At 63.0% G+C, this 16,151-nt stretch carries 12 protein-coding genes; 5 read left to right on the forward strand and 7 right to left on the reverse strand.

What is annotated here, in order from left to right; translation table 11 throughout:
- Nucleotides 1-162: 162 nt before the first annotated feature.
- From ACLIVD_RS39075 to ACLIVD_RS39100, 6 genes are all read right to left on the reverse strand, one after another.
- Entirely contained in the window at nt 163-2,442 is a 2,280-nt protein-coding gene (locus tag ACLIVD_RS39075; RefSeq protein WP_491933274.1) for a hypothetical protein, read from the reverse strand.
- Complete coding sequence (locus ACLIVD_RS39080) at nt 2,439-4,949, reverse strand: ATP-binding protein (protein ID WP_491933275.1); 2,511 nt, start codon at nt 4,947-4,949, stop codon at nt 2,439-2,441. Before ACLIVD_RS39080 ends, ACLIVD_RS39075 begins: the two co-directional genes overlap by 4 nt.
- 14 nt (nt 4,950-4,963) lie before the next feature.
- Nucleotides 4,964-5,584: a hypothetical protein gene (locus ACLIVD_RS39085; protein ID WP_491933277.1), complete on the reverse strand. Its 621-nt coding sequence runs from the start codon at nt 5,582-5,584 to the stop codon at nt 4,964-4,966.
- Nucleotides 5,585-5,742: 158 nt separating this feature from the next.
- Nucleotides 5,743-6,069: a hypothetical protein gene (locus ACLIVD_RS39090; RefSeq protein ID WP_005563479.1), complete on the reverse strand. Its 327-nt coding sequence runs from the start codon at nt 6,067-6,069 to the stop codon at nt 5,743-5,745.
- A 6-nt stretch (nt 6,070-6,075) separates the two neighbouring features.
- On the reverse strand, nt 6,076-7,281 hold the full coding sequence (locus tag ACLIVD_RS39095; protein ID WP_491933279.1) for a conjugal transfer protein: 1,206 nt from the start codon (nt 7,279-7,281) through the stop codon (nt 6,076-6,078).
- A complete protein-coding gene (locus tag ACLIVD_RS39100) occupies nt 7,278-7,541 on the reverse strand; it encodes a hypothetical protein (RefSeq protein ID WP_016880438.1) in 264 nt (87 codons plus the stop codon). The genes ACLIVD_RS39095 and ACLIVD_RS39100 overlap by 4 nt, the downstream gene beginning before the upstream one ends.
- 334 nt (nt 7,542-7,875) lie before the next feature.
- On the opposite strand from ACLIVD_RS39100, the gene ACLIVD_RS39105 reads away from it, so the two are divergent.
- The 4 genes from ACLIVD_RS39105 to ACLIVD_RS39120 all read left to right on the forward strand — a co-directional run bounded on the left by ACLIVD_RS39105 (nt 7,876) and on the right by ACLIVD_RS39120 (nt 13,458).
- Nucleotides 7,876-8,718: a sigma-70 RNA polymerase sigma factor region 4 domain-containing protein gene (locus ACLIVD_RS39105; RefSeq protein WP_491933281.1), complete on the forward strand. Its 843-nt coding sequence runs from the start codon at nt 7,876-7,878 to the stop codon at nt 8,716-8,718.
- A gap of 31 nt (nt 8,719-8,749) precedes the next feature.
- Entirely contained in the window at nt 8,750-8,980 is a 231-nt protein-coding gene (locus tag ACLIVD_RS39110) for a hypothetical protein (protein WP_491933283.1), read from the forward strand.
- 73 nt (nt 8,981-9,053) lie between these two features.
- Nucleotides 9,054-11,009: a cutinase family protein gene (locus ACLIVD_RS39115; RefSeq protein ID WP_491933285.1), complete on the forward strand. Its 1,956-nt coding sequence runs from the start codon at nt 9,054-9,056 to the stop codon at nt 11,007-11,009.
- Nucleotides 11,010-11,097: 88 nt separating this feature from the next.
- Nucleotides 11,098-13,458 carry a type IV secretory system conjugative DNA transfer family protein gene (locus tag ACLIVD_RS39120; RefSeq protein ID WP_491933286.1) on the forward strand — a complete coding sequence of 787 codons (2,361 nt, stop codon included), beginning with the start codon at nt 11,098-11,100 and terminating at the stop codon, nt 13,456-13,458.
- A 530-nt stretch (nt 13,459-13,988) separates the two neighbouring features.
- Here the strand turns inward: ACLIVD_RS39120 and ACLIVD_RS39125 are convergent.
- Nucleotides 13,989-14,456: a helix-turn-helix domain-containing protein gene (locus ACLIVD_RS39125; protein ID WP_491933287.1), complete on the reverse strand. Its 468-nt coding sequence runs from the start codon at nt 14,454-14,456 to the stop codon at nt 13,989-13,991.
- Nucleotides 14,457-14,899: 443 nt separating this feature from the next.
- Here ACLIVD_RS39125 and ACLIVD_RS39130 point away from each other — a divergent pair, with 443 nt between their 5' ends.
- Nucleotides 14,900-16,132, forward strand: a complete 1,233-nt coding sequence (locus ACLIVD_RS39130) for a hypothetical protein (RefSeq protein WP_491933288.1) — start codon at nt 14,900-14,902, stop codon at nt 16,130-16,132.
- Nucleotides 16,133-16,151: the final 19 nt, after the last annotated feature.

Genomic DNA, 16,151 nt, shown 5'->3' on the forward strand with positions numbered 1-16,151 from the left:
GACCGCAATTCGTGTCACCACCGGTCGTCGCGAGGATGACCAGTATCGGAGCCATCATGATGACCATGGCGAAGGCGGGTATTCCGGCGAGCAGCCACCACCACATTTTCGAGCTGCCTTCCTGTGTGTCCGGGGTCGACGGTGGTGTGTCGAGGAGCGTCATCAGCGAGCTCGGTGGGCCAGTGCGCTCGGCTTGACTACCGGCGCGGATCCGGACTGCGCTGCGGCAGCGAGCAGCTGAGCAGTCTTCGACCCTGAACCGTTGGGGATCCCTGATTCAGGAGAGCTGGGTCTGGCTGGTCGCGGGATGCGGCTCGGTGTAGTCGGCAACATCACCGGCGCCCCAGATGTGGTGGTGAATTCGCGGAATCGGCGACCGTCAGGGCTACTGGTCGTCGTGGCCGAGGCGCGGACCTGGCCAGGATTGGGGACCGGCAATGACGGGGCGACCCCGATGGGGTGCTTGATGCCGGCCTTGTCCGACACCGCCGTTTTCGACAGTCGACTCCGGACAGCGTCGGCAGCAGCGTTCGTACCGGCGGTTCCACGACCGGTCTGGGCACCGACCGTGCCTGAGGTGGACTTCGGGTAGCTGTCGGGATCGGCGATCGAATCGACCTTGTTCTTCGCTCGCTTCGCCGTCGAGGAGAGGACCCGTCTGGCAACCAGCACTGCGGCTGCCCCGCCGGTTGCTGCGGTCGACGTGGCTCCGGCGGCGACTTTTCCGGTCGTTGCCGCGGCAGTGCCGGACTTCTTCGCTAGTGCTCCTGCCCCCTTCACCACGGCCTTTCCGCCCTGGTATATGTGGCGTCCGTTGGCGGCCATCGCAGCGATGTCGCGCGCTGTGGTGGGCGTTGAGCGACTAATGGCGGTCGGTGCGGCGTTGGGCCGTTTAGCCAGAATTGTTGCCAGGTTGTCCGACATTCGCTTCATTCCCTTGACCGCTCGGCGGAAGAGGAGAAGTGCGGTGACCAGGAAGATGTCGACGAAGAACACCGTGCGGATCAGGTTCGATTCGTCTGCAGCGAAGAGATCCTCGATGACCATGACGTATCCCACGAGGAAGACGATGGCGAAGATCATCTGCAGCAACGCCATTGCGACGTTGGCAATGGTCCGCCAGAACTGCCCGCGCATCGAGGGTGCGATGGCGAGGACGACTCCTGGTATCGATTTGATGGCATTGCCGATCGAGACACCTGCGGCGATGATCAATCGGCCGGCGAGGTAGATCGCGAAGGCCATGAGGAGTGCGCCGGCGAAGATCAGGAAAAACAGGCCCATTGCTTGTCCGGGACCGGGGTTGTCGGCATAGGCCTTCATCGGCCCGTCCTCCCCCTCACATTTGGCGATGGCATCTTTGACGCGGTCTTCCGGTTTCGCGTCGGGATTGATCAGGTCAAGGGCTACGCCTGCCCCAGGGGCGATCTCGGAGACGACGTCCTGTGCTTTGTCCGCGAGTCCAGGCTCCTTTGGCTTCGCGAGGTACGCGGCGTCGAACTCTTTGACGCATTTCCCGTTGTTTTCCGGGGCATCGAGAACGACTCCGAAGTTGATCAGTTGTGTTGGTTGGCGGATGAACGTGTCGATGAGTTTCGATTCGATCGTTTCGATCTCTGTCTGCGGGTTTCCGCTGGTATCACCGCCGTTCGCCAGCCCTGAGGCGACTTCCAGGCCGGCATCTCGCGCCGACAGCACCAGCCCGTCGTCCCCGAGGACGCGATCGACCGGGTTCGAGAGAACGCCCACGGCCGCGGCCGCGATGACGCAGGACATGAGGAGCTCGTAGATTCCGGTGGAGAATCGGCCGCGGATGATCCAGATGGCGACGCTGAGTCCGGCGACTGTGAGCATCAGCGGGGTCAGCGCGAACTGGTCGGTGATGGAGGTGACCGAGTCGGCGATGGTGCGCACGGGGGTGAGGATCAGCTCGAGCCATTCGAACGAGAGCACCCAGGTGATGAACCAGATGGCCGTTGCCATCAGGAAGCGGAAGACCTCGTATTCGAGGGTGATGATGTACGCCCAGATCATGCGCCAGCCGCCGCCCACCGAGGCGTTGCCTTTGTCGATGGACAGGAAGTAGCCCCACGCGTCGATGCCGTGCGAATCTTTCAGATTCATCCAGGCGAAGAACGGGCTCGCACCGCCGCCGCCGGCGGGATCGGCGAGAGCCGGGGTGGCCACGATCATCAAGATGGCGCCGGCCGCGTGCCAGCCGGCGATGAGGCGGATGAGTAGCCGGCTCCACCAGCGTGCCCACAGCCAGCGGGTTACTGGACGGGTCAGGTGTATCAGTGCGGTCAGCCAGGATTGCGGAATCCATGCGGTGACAAGCCACAGCAGTGAGCGTTTGGCCGCGGCGCGGGCACTGAAATACTCCCGGGGTTCGGGGGCGCCGACCACCTCCCGTTCATGGGAGGACGCCGCGGCCGCGGTCATGCTTTCACCAGCTTGTTGTCCTTCGGAGTGGTCGACACTGCAATTCGGCGCGACTCGGTTGCCGGCAGCAGCGTCTTGATACGACCGACGTTTCCGCTGCCATCGCGCATGTAACCTTCACCGCGGCGGTGCGGTTCGACGTACTTGTCTTTTCCGGTTGCCGGAGCTGTCTGCTCCATGTATTGCTTGACCAGTCCGTAGTCGTCCGGGTCGAGGCCAAGCCATTCAATGGCGCGCTTGGCGAGGGTTTCGTCTGTATGACGGTGCGCGATGCGGGTCTTGATCAGTCCACGCAGCTTCGGGGTGCCGAACGCGCAGTCCTGGTCGCCGAGTCCCACCGCGGCCGAGGACTTGCGGCCCTGCAGCACGAAGTCCTCGACGATGTCGACTCCGTCGTCGGCGCCCAGGAGGTGGTGTGCCTCGTCGACGAGGAACAACGCCATCTGGTCGGGGTCGGCGAAGCACTGTCCGCGGGCGACCTTCGCTATCAGGGTGTACACCGCGTGACCGAACCTCTTCTCCAGCGGCAGGTTCTCGTAGAGGTGCTGCTTCTCGGTCTGCAGCTGGGTCGGCAAGTCGACCTTGTGGGTGCGGAAGATGATGCCGGGAGCAGTAATGGGCAGCGGGGGTAGATCTTTGCCGAACAGTGCCGCCGCGTAGGTGCGGCGGGCGTAGACGTTCATCGCTTCGCCGAGATCTTGGGCGTGGGCGATCGGGCAAGCACCGGACAGGAGGTGTTCGGTCAGCTCGCCCAAACCCTGGTAGGCGTGCTCTGCGCGGTACTCGGGCTCGAGCACCCTGGCCAGTGCGATGCCCAGGTCTGAGGAAGGCTGGATTCGGAGCAGTGTCAACAACACGGACTGGGCCATTTCTGCTGCGAGTCCGGCCTCGAAGATCCTCAGTGGGTCCATGCTGTATTCGGGTTCGACGAGGTCGACCACGACTGCCTCGGTGACGGCCTTGGCCCAATTGGCGTACTCGCCGAGATCGCTTTGGTCGATACCGATGACCTGCCCCCCGCAGTCGACGACCTGGCCGGCGATCACCTTCATGGTGACCGACTTGCCCGATCCGAGCTCACCGGTGACCGCGAAGGATCCGGACTGGTCGCGCAGCGACTTTCCGGTGACGTCGTGGTGCACCACACCGATCCGAGAAGTGGTGATGTTCAGTGCCAACAGCGGGCCACTGCCATCGCCGAGATCGTTGCGAATGAACGGCATGTACGCCGCGAAATGCGTCGACGTGGTGATCTGCGCGAACTCGCGGACGATCTTCGAGGTGGGAACGCCAGGCAACATCGCCCACCACAGGTCTTCCTGGTAGCCGACCGGTGCGACCACCTTGTATTCCTGCTGCTCGAACGCTTTCACCAATGCCTTCGCATCAGCGAGTGCACGCTCCTCGGAATCAGCTCCTACCGCGAACAACGCCGTCCAGGTAACCTCTACCTCATCGCGGTTCGTCTCGAGCAACGAGGTGTATTCGGTCAACGCGGCGGCAGCGAGGTCGAGAACACCTTGGCCGCCGGCCAACTCTCCTTCCCGCTGTTCGTACTGCTCCTTCAGGTTCTCGAGCGCGCGCTTGTTCGCTCGCATGACATCGGCACCGGCGGTGACCTTGAGCCGTACGGCGAAATCGACATCGATATCGCCGAAGTCGTCAGCGAGGGTGAAGAACTCCGAGCCGGGGAAATAGACGCCACCGGCGGGGGTGTCAGCGAGCGCGAGGAGCACTTGGTAGGAGGCAGGGTGGTCGACGAATTCGTATGGCTGGTCCACTTTTAGGACCCGACTGAACGTCGGGACCTTGCCTCGCCAACCCGGCGCCTTCTCTCGATCCGATTGGGCGCCCTCGTCGATCCGGCATGCGGACAGTGCGGCACCTGACTTTGTTCCTGGCGTCACGGCTGCGTCGGGCAGGTCAGGGTCGATATGCAGTCCGCGCGTCATCGCGTGCTGCCACAGCCACATCATCTGAGCGGGAGTGGCCGGTTGCGCATCGAAGACACCGGGGATGTCGGCCATGATCCGGTTGGCCTGCCGGACACGGGCCCGGATCTCGTCATCGTCAATTGCGGTCCGCGGCAGCCCGATGTAGTCGGAGAGTGTGGTCCAGGCCGAATGAGCCGCGGCCTTGACCTGATCGACGACCTTGGGTGTGGTCAGCGGAATGCTCAGCCAGTAGATCCTCTGCCCCGGGCGGTATAGCTCGATCGAGTCGAGAGTCGCTTCGCATTCGGTTGCCCAGTCCGGGTGTGCATCGAGATCGACGCCTTCGGTCATTCGGGAAACGACGACTTCGGCGCTCAACGATGCTGCGATGCCCATCAACAGTGACTCGCCCGGAAGGGCGCGGACGAGCATCGTGTGCAGGGTACGAGCAGTGCGCTTGTCCACGTCGGGGCGGTAACCGTAGTCGATGCCTGTGAGCACGTAGTCCGCCCAGACAACGCCGGACTTCGTCCACCGGATGTTCGCGGTCATTGACAGTGTCGGCTGTTCCATAGTGGCGGTGCTTTCTACTCGGAGGTGCCTGCAGCAGCCAGAGCGAGGAGTTCCTTGACGCTCGATCGGCCGGCGCGATGGGTGGGTCCGCTTGCCGGTGTGGGCACCGGAGCGGAGGTCTGCGGTCGTGGTGCGACAGGTTCTGCCGATGCGGTTTCGGTGACCTCGGCGGTGGCGATGTGCACGGCCTGCGGGACGACCGTGGCGCTGAGTTCGGCGGCCGTGGGGTCGGCAGTGATGTAGCCACTCGGACGCACGAGGTGGGGTGGCCGGATGGTCACCCGGCGGCCGTTGATCTGGATCTTGGCACCGGCCGGCGCGAAGGCTGCGGCGCAGATTCCCTGTGCCACTGAGGCGGGGCTCCGGCCGGCAAACCGGAGTTTGCCGACGACAAGGACGGTGCCCAGTGACCAGAAGGCGAAGAATCCGACGTTCCAGGAAATGCTGTCCCGAAGCCACAGGGGATGCAGGAGCCACAGGAGCCCTCCGACGATTGCGCCGCTGACGGCCTGCGGAACGGTGTAGGGACCGAACGGCAGCTTCTGTCCCTCGGGTGTACGCCCGATCAGCTGCGGCACCTTGCGAGCGCGGGTGAAGTTCTTGATGACTTCCCCGGTGGTGCGCTCGTCGCTCATCGCAGCACCGGCCCACTCGTGACTTCGTGCCGGCGAAGCCGCGAACCCGCTTCCGCAGTGCTAGCTACATCGAACATTGGAGCCTCCTTGTAGAGGTCGGTCGCGCAGTGAGGTCATTGCAGACAAGCCGTCTTTCAGCCGGTGCGAATGAGCGGAGATCACACGGGAAGGTCTAAGCCGGAACTCGGCTCGGCCACGAGGTGCACCGCGGCGGGAGCGCTCTCCAACTCCTCACCTGTCGAGTCCTTCAGGACGTCCATGTTGAAGACGACCCACAGTGCTGCTCCGCCGATGAGCGCTGATGTGATGAGTCGGGCAACTGTGAATGAGGCCATCAGATTCTTGAGAAGGAAGAACAAAACGAGGCAGCCGGCGGCCGACTGGAGGAGCAGCTTGCCGTCGCTGGTGAACTCCTGCGCCTTGTCGAAAAGCCCTACGGCGAGGACTGCGTTGTTGGGATCGGTGGCGGCGAGCGCAATGGACATGATGGGTTACCTTCCGGATGAATGAGGATCGGTTCCTGACGGGGAGAACAACGGCACGTCGCCGGCAGCCGGCACTGAGAGTGCGGGGGTCTGCCCTGATTCAGATGCGGGAACCTGACCTGAATCAGACGATGCAGACTCCGGGGCACCCGCACTTGGTGTGGTCGAGCTCGGTGCGGTCGTTGACGAGGATGGTGTGCGGGGTGCCGCCGGCGGGTACAACGGCGTTGCGTCAATTGCGCTGACCTCCCACCGGCCGCCGCGGGAGGTCATCGTCAGCGCGTACTGCCCACTGACCGAATCGACCTCTGTGACGTTCTGCGCTGCCGTCACCAGGAGGCGCACAACATCACCGTCAGGCAGCGGTGCCGATGCACTGGCAGTACTCAGGTCTTCCGACGAATAGACATCGGTGATTGCTACGCTGCGATACGGCGCCGGGACAATCTGTGCGATCGAAACCCCCGGTGTGAGATAGCGGGCTACTTCCACGTTGCCGGTCAACATCGCGGACAGGAACTCGTGAGCGGACGTGGCGATGGGATGGTTGGCGACCCGGTACTTGTAGCCGAGTTTGACGTCGATCGAGGTCGACGGTTCAGCTACTGCGGCGGGGAGTGCGGCGGCCCTCACGCCCGCTTCGGTGACCACAACCGGCACCTGAAAGTAGCGACGAACTGTGGCCGCATTCGCATCAGTGGCGGCTCGAACTGACACCGAGACCGTCACCGCGTATGTCCGTGACGTCTGCTCGTAGTCGATCGACGCGACGGCCGGATCAGTCGCGGCAAACAACGGCGCGCTTGGAAGGCTCGGTTTTCCCGAGACGAAATGATCGAGTTCTTGTTCATTCCCACGCGATGCCTGGAGCCAGGCAACGACGAACTGCCGAGCAAGATCTTCGGCTTTCGCTTGACCGATTGTGTCGACGTCTGTGGTGTCCTTGGTGGCGTTGTCGGTGAGGTTCGGGGTGGGCGAGGATCCGAAGACGACGAGGATCAGGGCAACTGTTCCGGCGCCGAGTGCGGCGAGGATTCCTGCCTTGAGAAGTCGGGTGGTCCACACCTGCCGAAGGCCCCACTGTGCACGCTCCGCGCGCGCCAACTCCTCGGTTTCGTCGACAACGGAGTCGACGCCATTTTCGGTCGCCGGATCGGTCTTGCTCTTGGGCCTGCGGCCGAAGTTGTTGATTTTCGCGAGGTCGATTTTCATCGGATGCCGGCTTCTGTCGTCGGGTCGGACGTTGCGCAATCGGGGACGGAAACTGTGACGTCGAGTGCGGACGCCCGCGACAGCGCGGCGCGCGCGGCCGGGGCTTCGACGAACACCAACAGCCACAGCGAAGTGCTCGCCTCTTCATCGAGAGGGTTCACCGCCAGGGCTGCCGCGACTCGGCGGATCTCCTCGGTAACGGCGTGCACGTAGCCGAGATCGTGCAGCTGGGCTTGCAGCGAGTTGTCGAGCTCGTGCATCCGGTCCTCCTGGCGACTGGGGTGTGGAAGAGCGCCACACAGAAAAGTGGGGTTCTACTTGGAGGAAGATCCGGGTCCGGGGGCTTGAGTGACATCGCTCGCGAAGCCTCTTGAAGTTTTTTCTGCAGTCGCCAAGGGGTTATTGCCTCAGCCGAAAGAGCGCACGTGAGGGGCACTTCCTGCCCACCGCCGCACAGCCGGAACCTTCACGGCAACAACGCCTTGGCAATAACGGGCAACCCCTCCGGCAACAACAAACACGCAGGTCAGAGGCAATATCCGGTTGCTGTACTGGGCGCGAGACCACCTCGCCCGCGCCCAGAGGAGACCGATCGTGGAAACGTCCACCCACGTACCCACCGCCACCACAGCTTCATCGGCAACGCCGGTCCGCAGCACCGCGCAGAGCAATCTGTACAGCCGCTTGAACACGGAGTGGATGTACCTCTGCGCTCGCCCCGCAGCCGCCGCCGAAGTCTTGACGTGGTCGGTGAGCCAGGACGCGCTCCGTGAGGTCGCGGATCTCAACGATCTCGCCGCGGCGCACCGCCGAGATCGTGATGGTGTGCTTCTGGCGCTGCTGACACTGCATCAGGAAGGAAGCTCCCTTGCCGGGCGAGCGCTACTGCAGCTGATGCTCGGCAAGCTCATCTCACTCACGCGCCACGCACGGGTCAGTGGGCACGATCGGTATCACGCGTGCGATGAGAGAGCGGCCTCCACTGTGGCCACGTTCATGTCACTGATCGCCACCTACAGGCCGTCCGGTGAGAACGTCTACGCGGCACTCTTCCTGCACACGCTGAAGAAGATCACGCGCGAGGAAACCTTCGCCCAGGAGATCCCCGCCTCCGATGTCATGGACGAGTCCGACAGTGCTGAGAACGAGCCGGAAGCGGATATCTCTGCTCCGGCGCTGCTCTCCTGGGCGGTCGAAAAGAAGGTCATCAACGACCTCGATCGCACCCTGATTCAGCGGGCATACCTCGAACAGACCGATTGCAACCTGGCCGTGATTGCCGCGGAGATTGGGATGACTCCGGCAGCGCTTCGCCAGCGGCTCTACCGCGCGGTCACACGCATTCGCAAAAGTGTCGTCGCCTCCAACCAGCCGACTCCTCGACCCCGGTTTGCACGCGGTCGTCGTCGGACTGCAACGACTACTGCGGCGATCTGATGACCCGTAGTCTCGCGCCTCTGTTCACGTCATGGTCTTCATCGCGGCGGCGATTCTTCTGACCGAAACGTCCGTGCTCCTCGAAGCGACGCGAGAATTCGATGCTGCACTCACCCACCCCACAATCGCTCGTCTCGGACTGCTCGCCGAGTCCTCGCATGCGATGAGCAGAGTCGCTCTCACTGTCGCTGACTTTCTCCCCCGCGACATCACCAACCATCTCGACAGCGGTCGGGTCATCGTGCCGGCGCTGTATCGCTGACGAAAAGAGAACACTCATGACGCACCTTCACGCACCAACTTCTGCGGACGGTCGCACCAACTCTCGCGCCCGGGTGCCCCTGCTCGTCGCCTCCTTGCTCACTGCACTCCTCGCCTCCCTCATCGCGGTTGTGTCGCCAAGTCAGGCCGAGGCGGCGCCAGCATCATCGGGCTGCCCGGCAGTGGAAGTGGTGATGATGCCGGGAACGTTCGAAACGGACTCGACCGCTAATCCTGACGTCGCGAAGGGTCTGCTCAAGCAGGTCACCGATCCCCTTTCCCAGCTGTTCGGCAGCTCCATCAAGATCACCTATCCGGCGTACGAAGCGTCCGCCTTCAACAAGGGCAAGACCTATGCCACCAGTAAGGCATCTGGCATCGCGGCCGGCGCGCGCGTGATGCAGACCCGTGCAACGCAATGCCCGAACACCCTGTTCGCACTCGGCGGCTACAGCCAGGGTGCGGACGTGGCCGGCGACTTGGCATGGTTGATCGGACACGACAGGGGACCGATCCCCGCAGAGAAGTTGATCGCTGTCGGTCTTGTTGCCGACCCACGGCAGAGTTCGAATGGCAACAACACTCTCGTCGGTCCTCCCGTCGACGGTGTCGGGATCGCGGGGGCCAGGCCGGGCGGCTTCGGAGAGACAGCCGCAGTCACGCGTTCGTACTGCGCCCCCGGCGACCTCTACTGCTCGACCAACGCCGGCAAGGATGGATTGCTCGCAGGACTTGGACGAGTGCTTGCCCAGCCTCCGACTGCTTCCGGTCCGCAGCAGAGCGATGGATCTCAAACCACCACCGCGGGTCTGCAGAACGCCTTGGTGTCCGACTACTCGAAGGTCAGCCTTCCGGGATTGGCCGGCAACATCGAGACCCTGCAGCATCAGCTGCAGTCCGGCGCTCCGGACCTGGAGAGCATGCAATCGGCGGCGACAGATATTGCCAACACCCTTGTTCCGGTGGCCGATACGACCAGCTGGGTCACCCAGAATCCGGCCGTCGAACAGACACTCAAGACCGCCAACGCTTCGACCCCCGAATACGCCGGCGGCCAGATCGTCGACAAGGTCAAAGGCATCGACCTGAGGAGTGCATTTCAGGCCGCGGACACCATCACGCGGACGGTTCAGAATCCCTCCACGCCGGATCAGGTGCAGCAGCTGCAGACATCGGTGGACACCTTGTCCACTCAGGTCTCCCCCTTGGCCGCCACTCCGACTGATGGTCTGTCACTCGCGTCGGACGCACTCTCGATCATCAAGCCGAGCGTGCTCATCAACCAGGTCACACACATCGGGACGAACGCATTCGACCTCGCCAACAACATCCCTGCAGTCCTTGACATCTTGTTCACCCGGATCCCGCGCATTGTTCTCGATCCGGGTCTCGATCCAATAGCCAAGGTCAAGGCAGTCCACGCCGAGTTCGACCGCATCAACCTCCTATTCGAGCCACTCATCACGCTGACCGCCGGACTCGACTACAAGACCGCGGCGGCCCTGATCGCGATGATTCCCGACCCATCCGGCGCCGCACAGATCATCTCGATGATCGTCGGCCTCGTCGGGAACCTCGACATCATCGGTCTGGCCAACACCGCCGGCGAACTACAAAAGCAACTCTGGCGCGCCATCGAGACCGGCGACATCATCGGAGCCGGCCTCGGCGCACTCCCCCACATCCTCGACTTCGCGAAGATCGCGGTGGGCACACTCAACGGTGGTCAGAAGACCGAGGCGTCCAACCTCGGTTCAGTGTCTGCGTCCACGACGACCGGACAGCAGATCACCCAGCAGTCACAGGCTGGGGACCTCGGAGGGCTCGCCTCGAGCCTCACCGCACTGGCAGGCTCTGACGGTGCAGACGCCCTCTCCCAGATCGGTGCTGAAGGGCTCAAGTTCGCCTCATTCATCGGATCCGGAACGCACCAGAGCTACGGGGAGCTCGTCGTCGATGCAACAGGCACCACGGCCCTTCAGGACATGACCAACCACTTCCGCGATCCGATCGCCAAGGCCGTGGCGTAACCGAATTCGAGTTACGCGTGCAGCAATGAAGCCCGCAAAACTGCTCGTGATCTACGTGCCCTCCCATCAGAGAAATTGAGGCCATCTGATGACGAAAACACCACCGCAGCAAAGCGGTGCACGATTTTCGCGTTCTTCCCGAATCCCGTCTTTGCCGCCGCGGCCACGCACCTGGATCCGCGACAGCTTTTGCTTGGGTACGACCGCGGTAGGTGTCTGTGCCGCTGCTCCGTTGTTCGGGTACAGCACGCTCGCACCTCCCGCCGCAACCGGATTGTCGATCGCTGCAGCCTGCACCGGGGTGGCAGGCAAACGGAGACAGCGTCGCGATGCCGACGTTGACGAGGTGGTGGAGCGGCTATGCCCGATTGTTGGGTTGCCGGAGGCGACGCGGGCGGTGCTGTCCACTGCAAGATGGAGTCGCGGATGGCCGGGGCACCCGAAAAAAGTTACCGTGCATTACGACTCGACCCAAGCGCTGAATGATGAGACGTGGCTCGCCGACATTTGCGAGGTTTTCGAGCACCAGGGTTGGGGCTTCTTCGAACTCGACAAGCACGACCCCGCCCGTCGACGGTTGATCTTGAGGTCTGCCGCCGAACCGACACGGGAAGCGTCAGACAGTGACCAGGTCGCGCGCGCCAAGCGGATTGTCACTCAACTATTGGGGCCGACCGCGACCGCAACGGCGATCGATGTCGACGGCGACACTGGTGAGGTCACCGCGATGGAGGTCCGTCATGAGCTCGGCCCGAAGTTGGCATCGGAGGGGTACCGGACACGAGTCGAACGAGGAGTGAGCGCGACGCTGCCCGGCCGCTGGCGAGCACGGTGGAATCTAGAGACGGACTGGGTTCGGTTCGAGCTACGCACTGCGTTCCCGGATAGCATCTGGTTGCCGTCGCCGGACCTCGACCCCGAAGCGGACCTCTTGGCCAGTTACGACTCGGTGGAAATTCCCTACGGAATCGACGAGGACGGCAACGAAGTAGTCTGGCGGCCGGCGATCGACCCGAACATGATGTTGATCGGTCCACCGGGCAGCGGCAAGACCGTCACCGCGCACAATCTGTTGGTCAATTTCTCCCGACGAGGGTGGCCGATCTGGGTACTCGACGGCAAGTACGTCGAGTTTCTGGGATTCCAGGACTGGCCCAACGTGCAGATGGTCGCCACCACCATCGAGCAGCAAGTGGCGTTGGTCCATCGCGCCCGCGATCTCATGGAGTTTCGGTACCAGAAGATTGTCACCGGCGAGGCGACCGAAACGGACTTCGAGCCAGTACTTGTCTTCCTCGACGAATGGGCTGAATTCCGCGGGAACGTCGAGGACTGGTACATGGGAGTCAAATCGAAGGGCGGACCCCGTCTGCCACCGGTGGTAACCATGCTCGCGTCTATGGCACGCAAGGCCCGCACCGCGAGAGTGCATCTGGTCTTCGGAACTCAGCGTCCCGATGCGCAGTACTTCATCGGTGACATGCGTGACAACTTCGCCATGCGCATTTCGATGGGTCGGCTTTCACCACAAGGTGCGCTGATGATGTGGCAATCACCGACGATCGGTACCAGCGTTCCTCGCAAGTGCCGCGGTCGTGGCACCACTGTCACGGACAACTATCAGCCCATCGAGATTCAGTGCTACCGCGTACCCGACCCGCGTAAGACGCGCGCGGGCACCTTCGAGGCCGATCTACTCAACACCCTCCGACCCCCGGCGACACGCCATCCCCGATTGCTGATCGTCCCGCCGGACGAGTTGCCCGACATTGACGCCGCCGACGACACTTCCGAACCTGCGCCGCTGACCTACTTCGACTACATCGACGCCGAATGGGTGTTGGCTACCGACCGACCCGACCTAGATCCCGTACTCAGAAGAGCGGACATGACCCACGAAGTCGATCGTCGTCTCGCATCACCGACAGCGCTCCTCGGCCTACTCGGGGGCGGCGACGAGCCCACCAACGAAGTAACGGGAGTGCCCGACGATGACTACTACCCGTTGACCGCCGCGAACGGCGCGACCGATCCCGCTTCGTTTCTTGATCGGCTCTCTGCTCCACAACTCGGTGAAACCTCCTCCGCGGGTTCGGAGTCCCCACACACTCGGCTCGCCCTGGTCAAGGAGCCGGTCGAGACGGAGCGGGAGACGGCAATGGTCGGTGAATCCGACTTCGTCGATGATCGGACGGATTCACATCAGACCAACGAGAACCAGTACGGACCGGTCCGCGATGTTCGCGCCGCGGACGTGGCACTCGGGGACCTATTACTGATGGAGGACCTCGACGAATGGGTGGTCGTCGACACCGATCCCGAACTGGACATTATCGATCACTCGTTGCTTTCCCTGACCTGGCGCAGCGACACCGATGAGTATGGCGAACTCGCTTTACCTGATAGCTCCTACGTATCGATTCGCAAACCCATCGATGTATCGGTCTGAGGACCGGTGGCAGGTTCAAACCAGCGTCCGGCGCCGCTTCGTGTGACGGATCTGGGCTGTGAAAGTAGCGAGCCGACGTCTGTCACACAAGCCCGCTTGACCGGATCTTCCTCCACACAGAAGCCCACTTCAGGAGGAGAGCCTTTCATGCAACCCACTCACTCACAGCCGCCACGTAAATCGGCCCAGAATGAAGCAGGCCTATCCGACGAGGACCAACTGGCTCTGTTGATGGCCGCACCGCTGATTTTGGGCATCGCCGTGGCGGGTCTTCCAGCGATTTCGAGCAGTGCGACGGCTTGGCTGCTCACTCACGGGCTCATGGTTGCGGCCTCGGCATCACCACTGGTGACTATCCCCGGCACGGAAGGGTCCGGCCTAGATCTACGCCGGCTGGTCGTAGTCGCGGCAGTGCTGGTGGTCTCTGCAGCTCTCGCGCTGAGCGGAGCGCGACGATCGATCGATCTTCGCCGGCAGCGACGGTTGCGTAGTGGAGACAATGCATGAGCGCCAGGGTGATTATTGCGGAGTTAGCGAGGGGGAAGCGGCCGATTCCGTGCGCGGATGAACGCTTCACGGATGGTCCGTTCGTCGAGGCGAAGAACTTCAGCGAGTGCGGTGCTATGTCGATCGGACAGGGTCCCTTCGCCCCGCTCGATACGGCCGACCGTGGTGGTACTGAGTCCAGTTCGTTCTGCGACGTGTTTCTGTGTCAATCCTGCAAGATTCCGCAGGTCGGCGATGGTCCGACTGTCCACCGGAACGACGACGAGATGGTCGAGTGGTATTCCGAGCTGCTCGGCGGCCCGGGCGAGATGATCAGGTTGGGGGTGCGATCGCGAGGTTTCCCAGTTGTGGATTGTGGTCGGGTCGACACCGATTGCGCGGGAAAGGTCACCGCGCGTGATTCCAGCAGCGGTGCGTGCGTCCTCGAGGGCTTTAGGGCGGAAGCCATTCAGGGGCCCTCTCACCGCAATTTTCCGTTCATCGGTGGACATCTTATTGAAGATGTAGATACCATCATTGTATACCGGGTTTAGATTCGAGGTTTAAATACAAGTAGAAGCGAAGGCCGCTTGCTGAACTCGAACCTCCGGTGCGCTCGCGTACGAACAGATCCCACGTACACGCGGCCTGACCAGCCGCTAAACGGAAAGAGCATCCGATGACGACTACCGCTGCAGCCGCCCAATCCGAGACTTTTTCGCACGGACGCGCCTCACGATCGTCTACGAACGCCACTCGGCCACCTAAACTGAACGCGGCCGGATTCCCCGCCCGGTCTGCATTGCCGACTCGCGACGACGGGTGGTTCCGGATATCGCGACCTTCGGGTTCAGGGGGACGGGACGGGCAGACTTGGACACCTGCCCGTCACGCCGATACCCTTGCCGACACGCTTGACGTGCGCTCTCACATCAACGCCCTGATGGGCGCCGGAATGACCACCGCTTTGATTGCTGACCTGGCCTCTGTGCCGGTCGCGACGATCCGGTCGTTGCGGAGAACCGCGACTCGCACGATCACACCCGCCACCGCAGACGCCATCCTCTCCATCACATTTCACCCGAGCCGTGGGCGTGATCTGACACCAGCGGTGGGGGCCCGTCGCCGGCTGCGCGCGCTCAATGCCATGGGCTACGGCGATCCGGCCCTTGCTGGTCGGTTGAACGTCGAGGTCGACGTCGTCACGTCGATGCCGGAGAAAGGACTCATCACCAGTGAACTGTGGGAAGCCGTCCACGAGATCTACGACGAGCTTTCTATGCGCCCCGGCCCTGAGACGGACCTCCGTGAGCAATCACGCGCAGCAGGTCTGGTGCCGCCCCTGGGATGGGACGACGACGAGATCGACAACCCCAGGGCGCGTAGTCACGAGCGCGAGCGGGCCACGGGTGCGGTCGCGGCCGACGACGTCGTCATCGTTCGTCGCCTCGGTGGCGAACCGGTCCCGATGCGCAACTGCGAACGAAAAGAAATCCTCCGGATGGCCTACGAGCAGCGCTGGTCACCAAGCCTGCTCGCGGACACGCTCTCCATCAAATACGACTCGGCTGTAACGGAACTGAGCCGGTACCGCCGTGCGCTCGTCCAGGCGGAAGCCGCCGGGTCCGGTTCCGCCGATTCCTCGACGGAGGAGATAGCGGTACGGATTTCCAACTCGCCCAAGGGTGAGCGTGAAAAGGATGAGAATGGCACAGTCGCTGCCGCCGCCGAACTGACAACCGCGCACAATCCTGACTCCCCGCGACGAGCCGAAGCTATGTCGGACGGGATCCAATCTCTCGGCCACCGACAGGCTGAACGTGCAGGCGCGGGCTTTCGCCAGCCGGGGGAGTGCGATCGGGCCCAACTGGACTGGCGTCCTCGCAGCATGCGCAAGGTCCCACGAGGCGACGATTGGCTGTGTTCGTGCGGTATCGGATCATGGGGTGCGCGCATCTGGGACAGCGAAAGCTGGCGACTACCCCGTCACCCGAGGCGATGTCGCCTGGCCCGCCGATCGAGATCGACGAGAGCCGCAGGTGCCAAACAGAACTGCACTAGCTCGAATGAGCGCTGGCAACCGCCGCCCGGCCTGCCGGTCTTCGCGTCAACGATGGCATCCCCCTGCCGAACGGACTTCGGTATCCCATCGCGGTCGGCCCAGACCAACCTCGTTCGAGGTCGCTGATGCCTGTCGATTTCCGGCG

Source organism: Rhodococcus sp. G6(2025) (assembly GCF_058628105.1).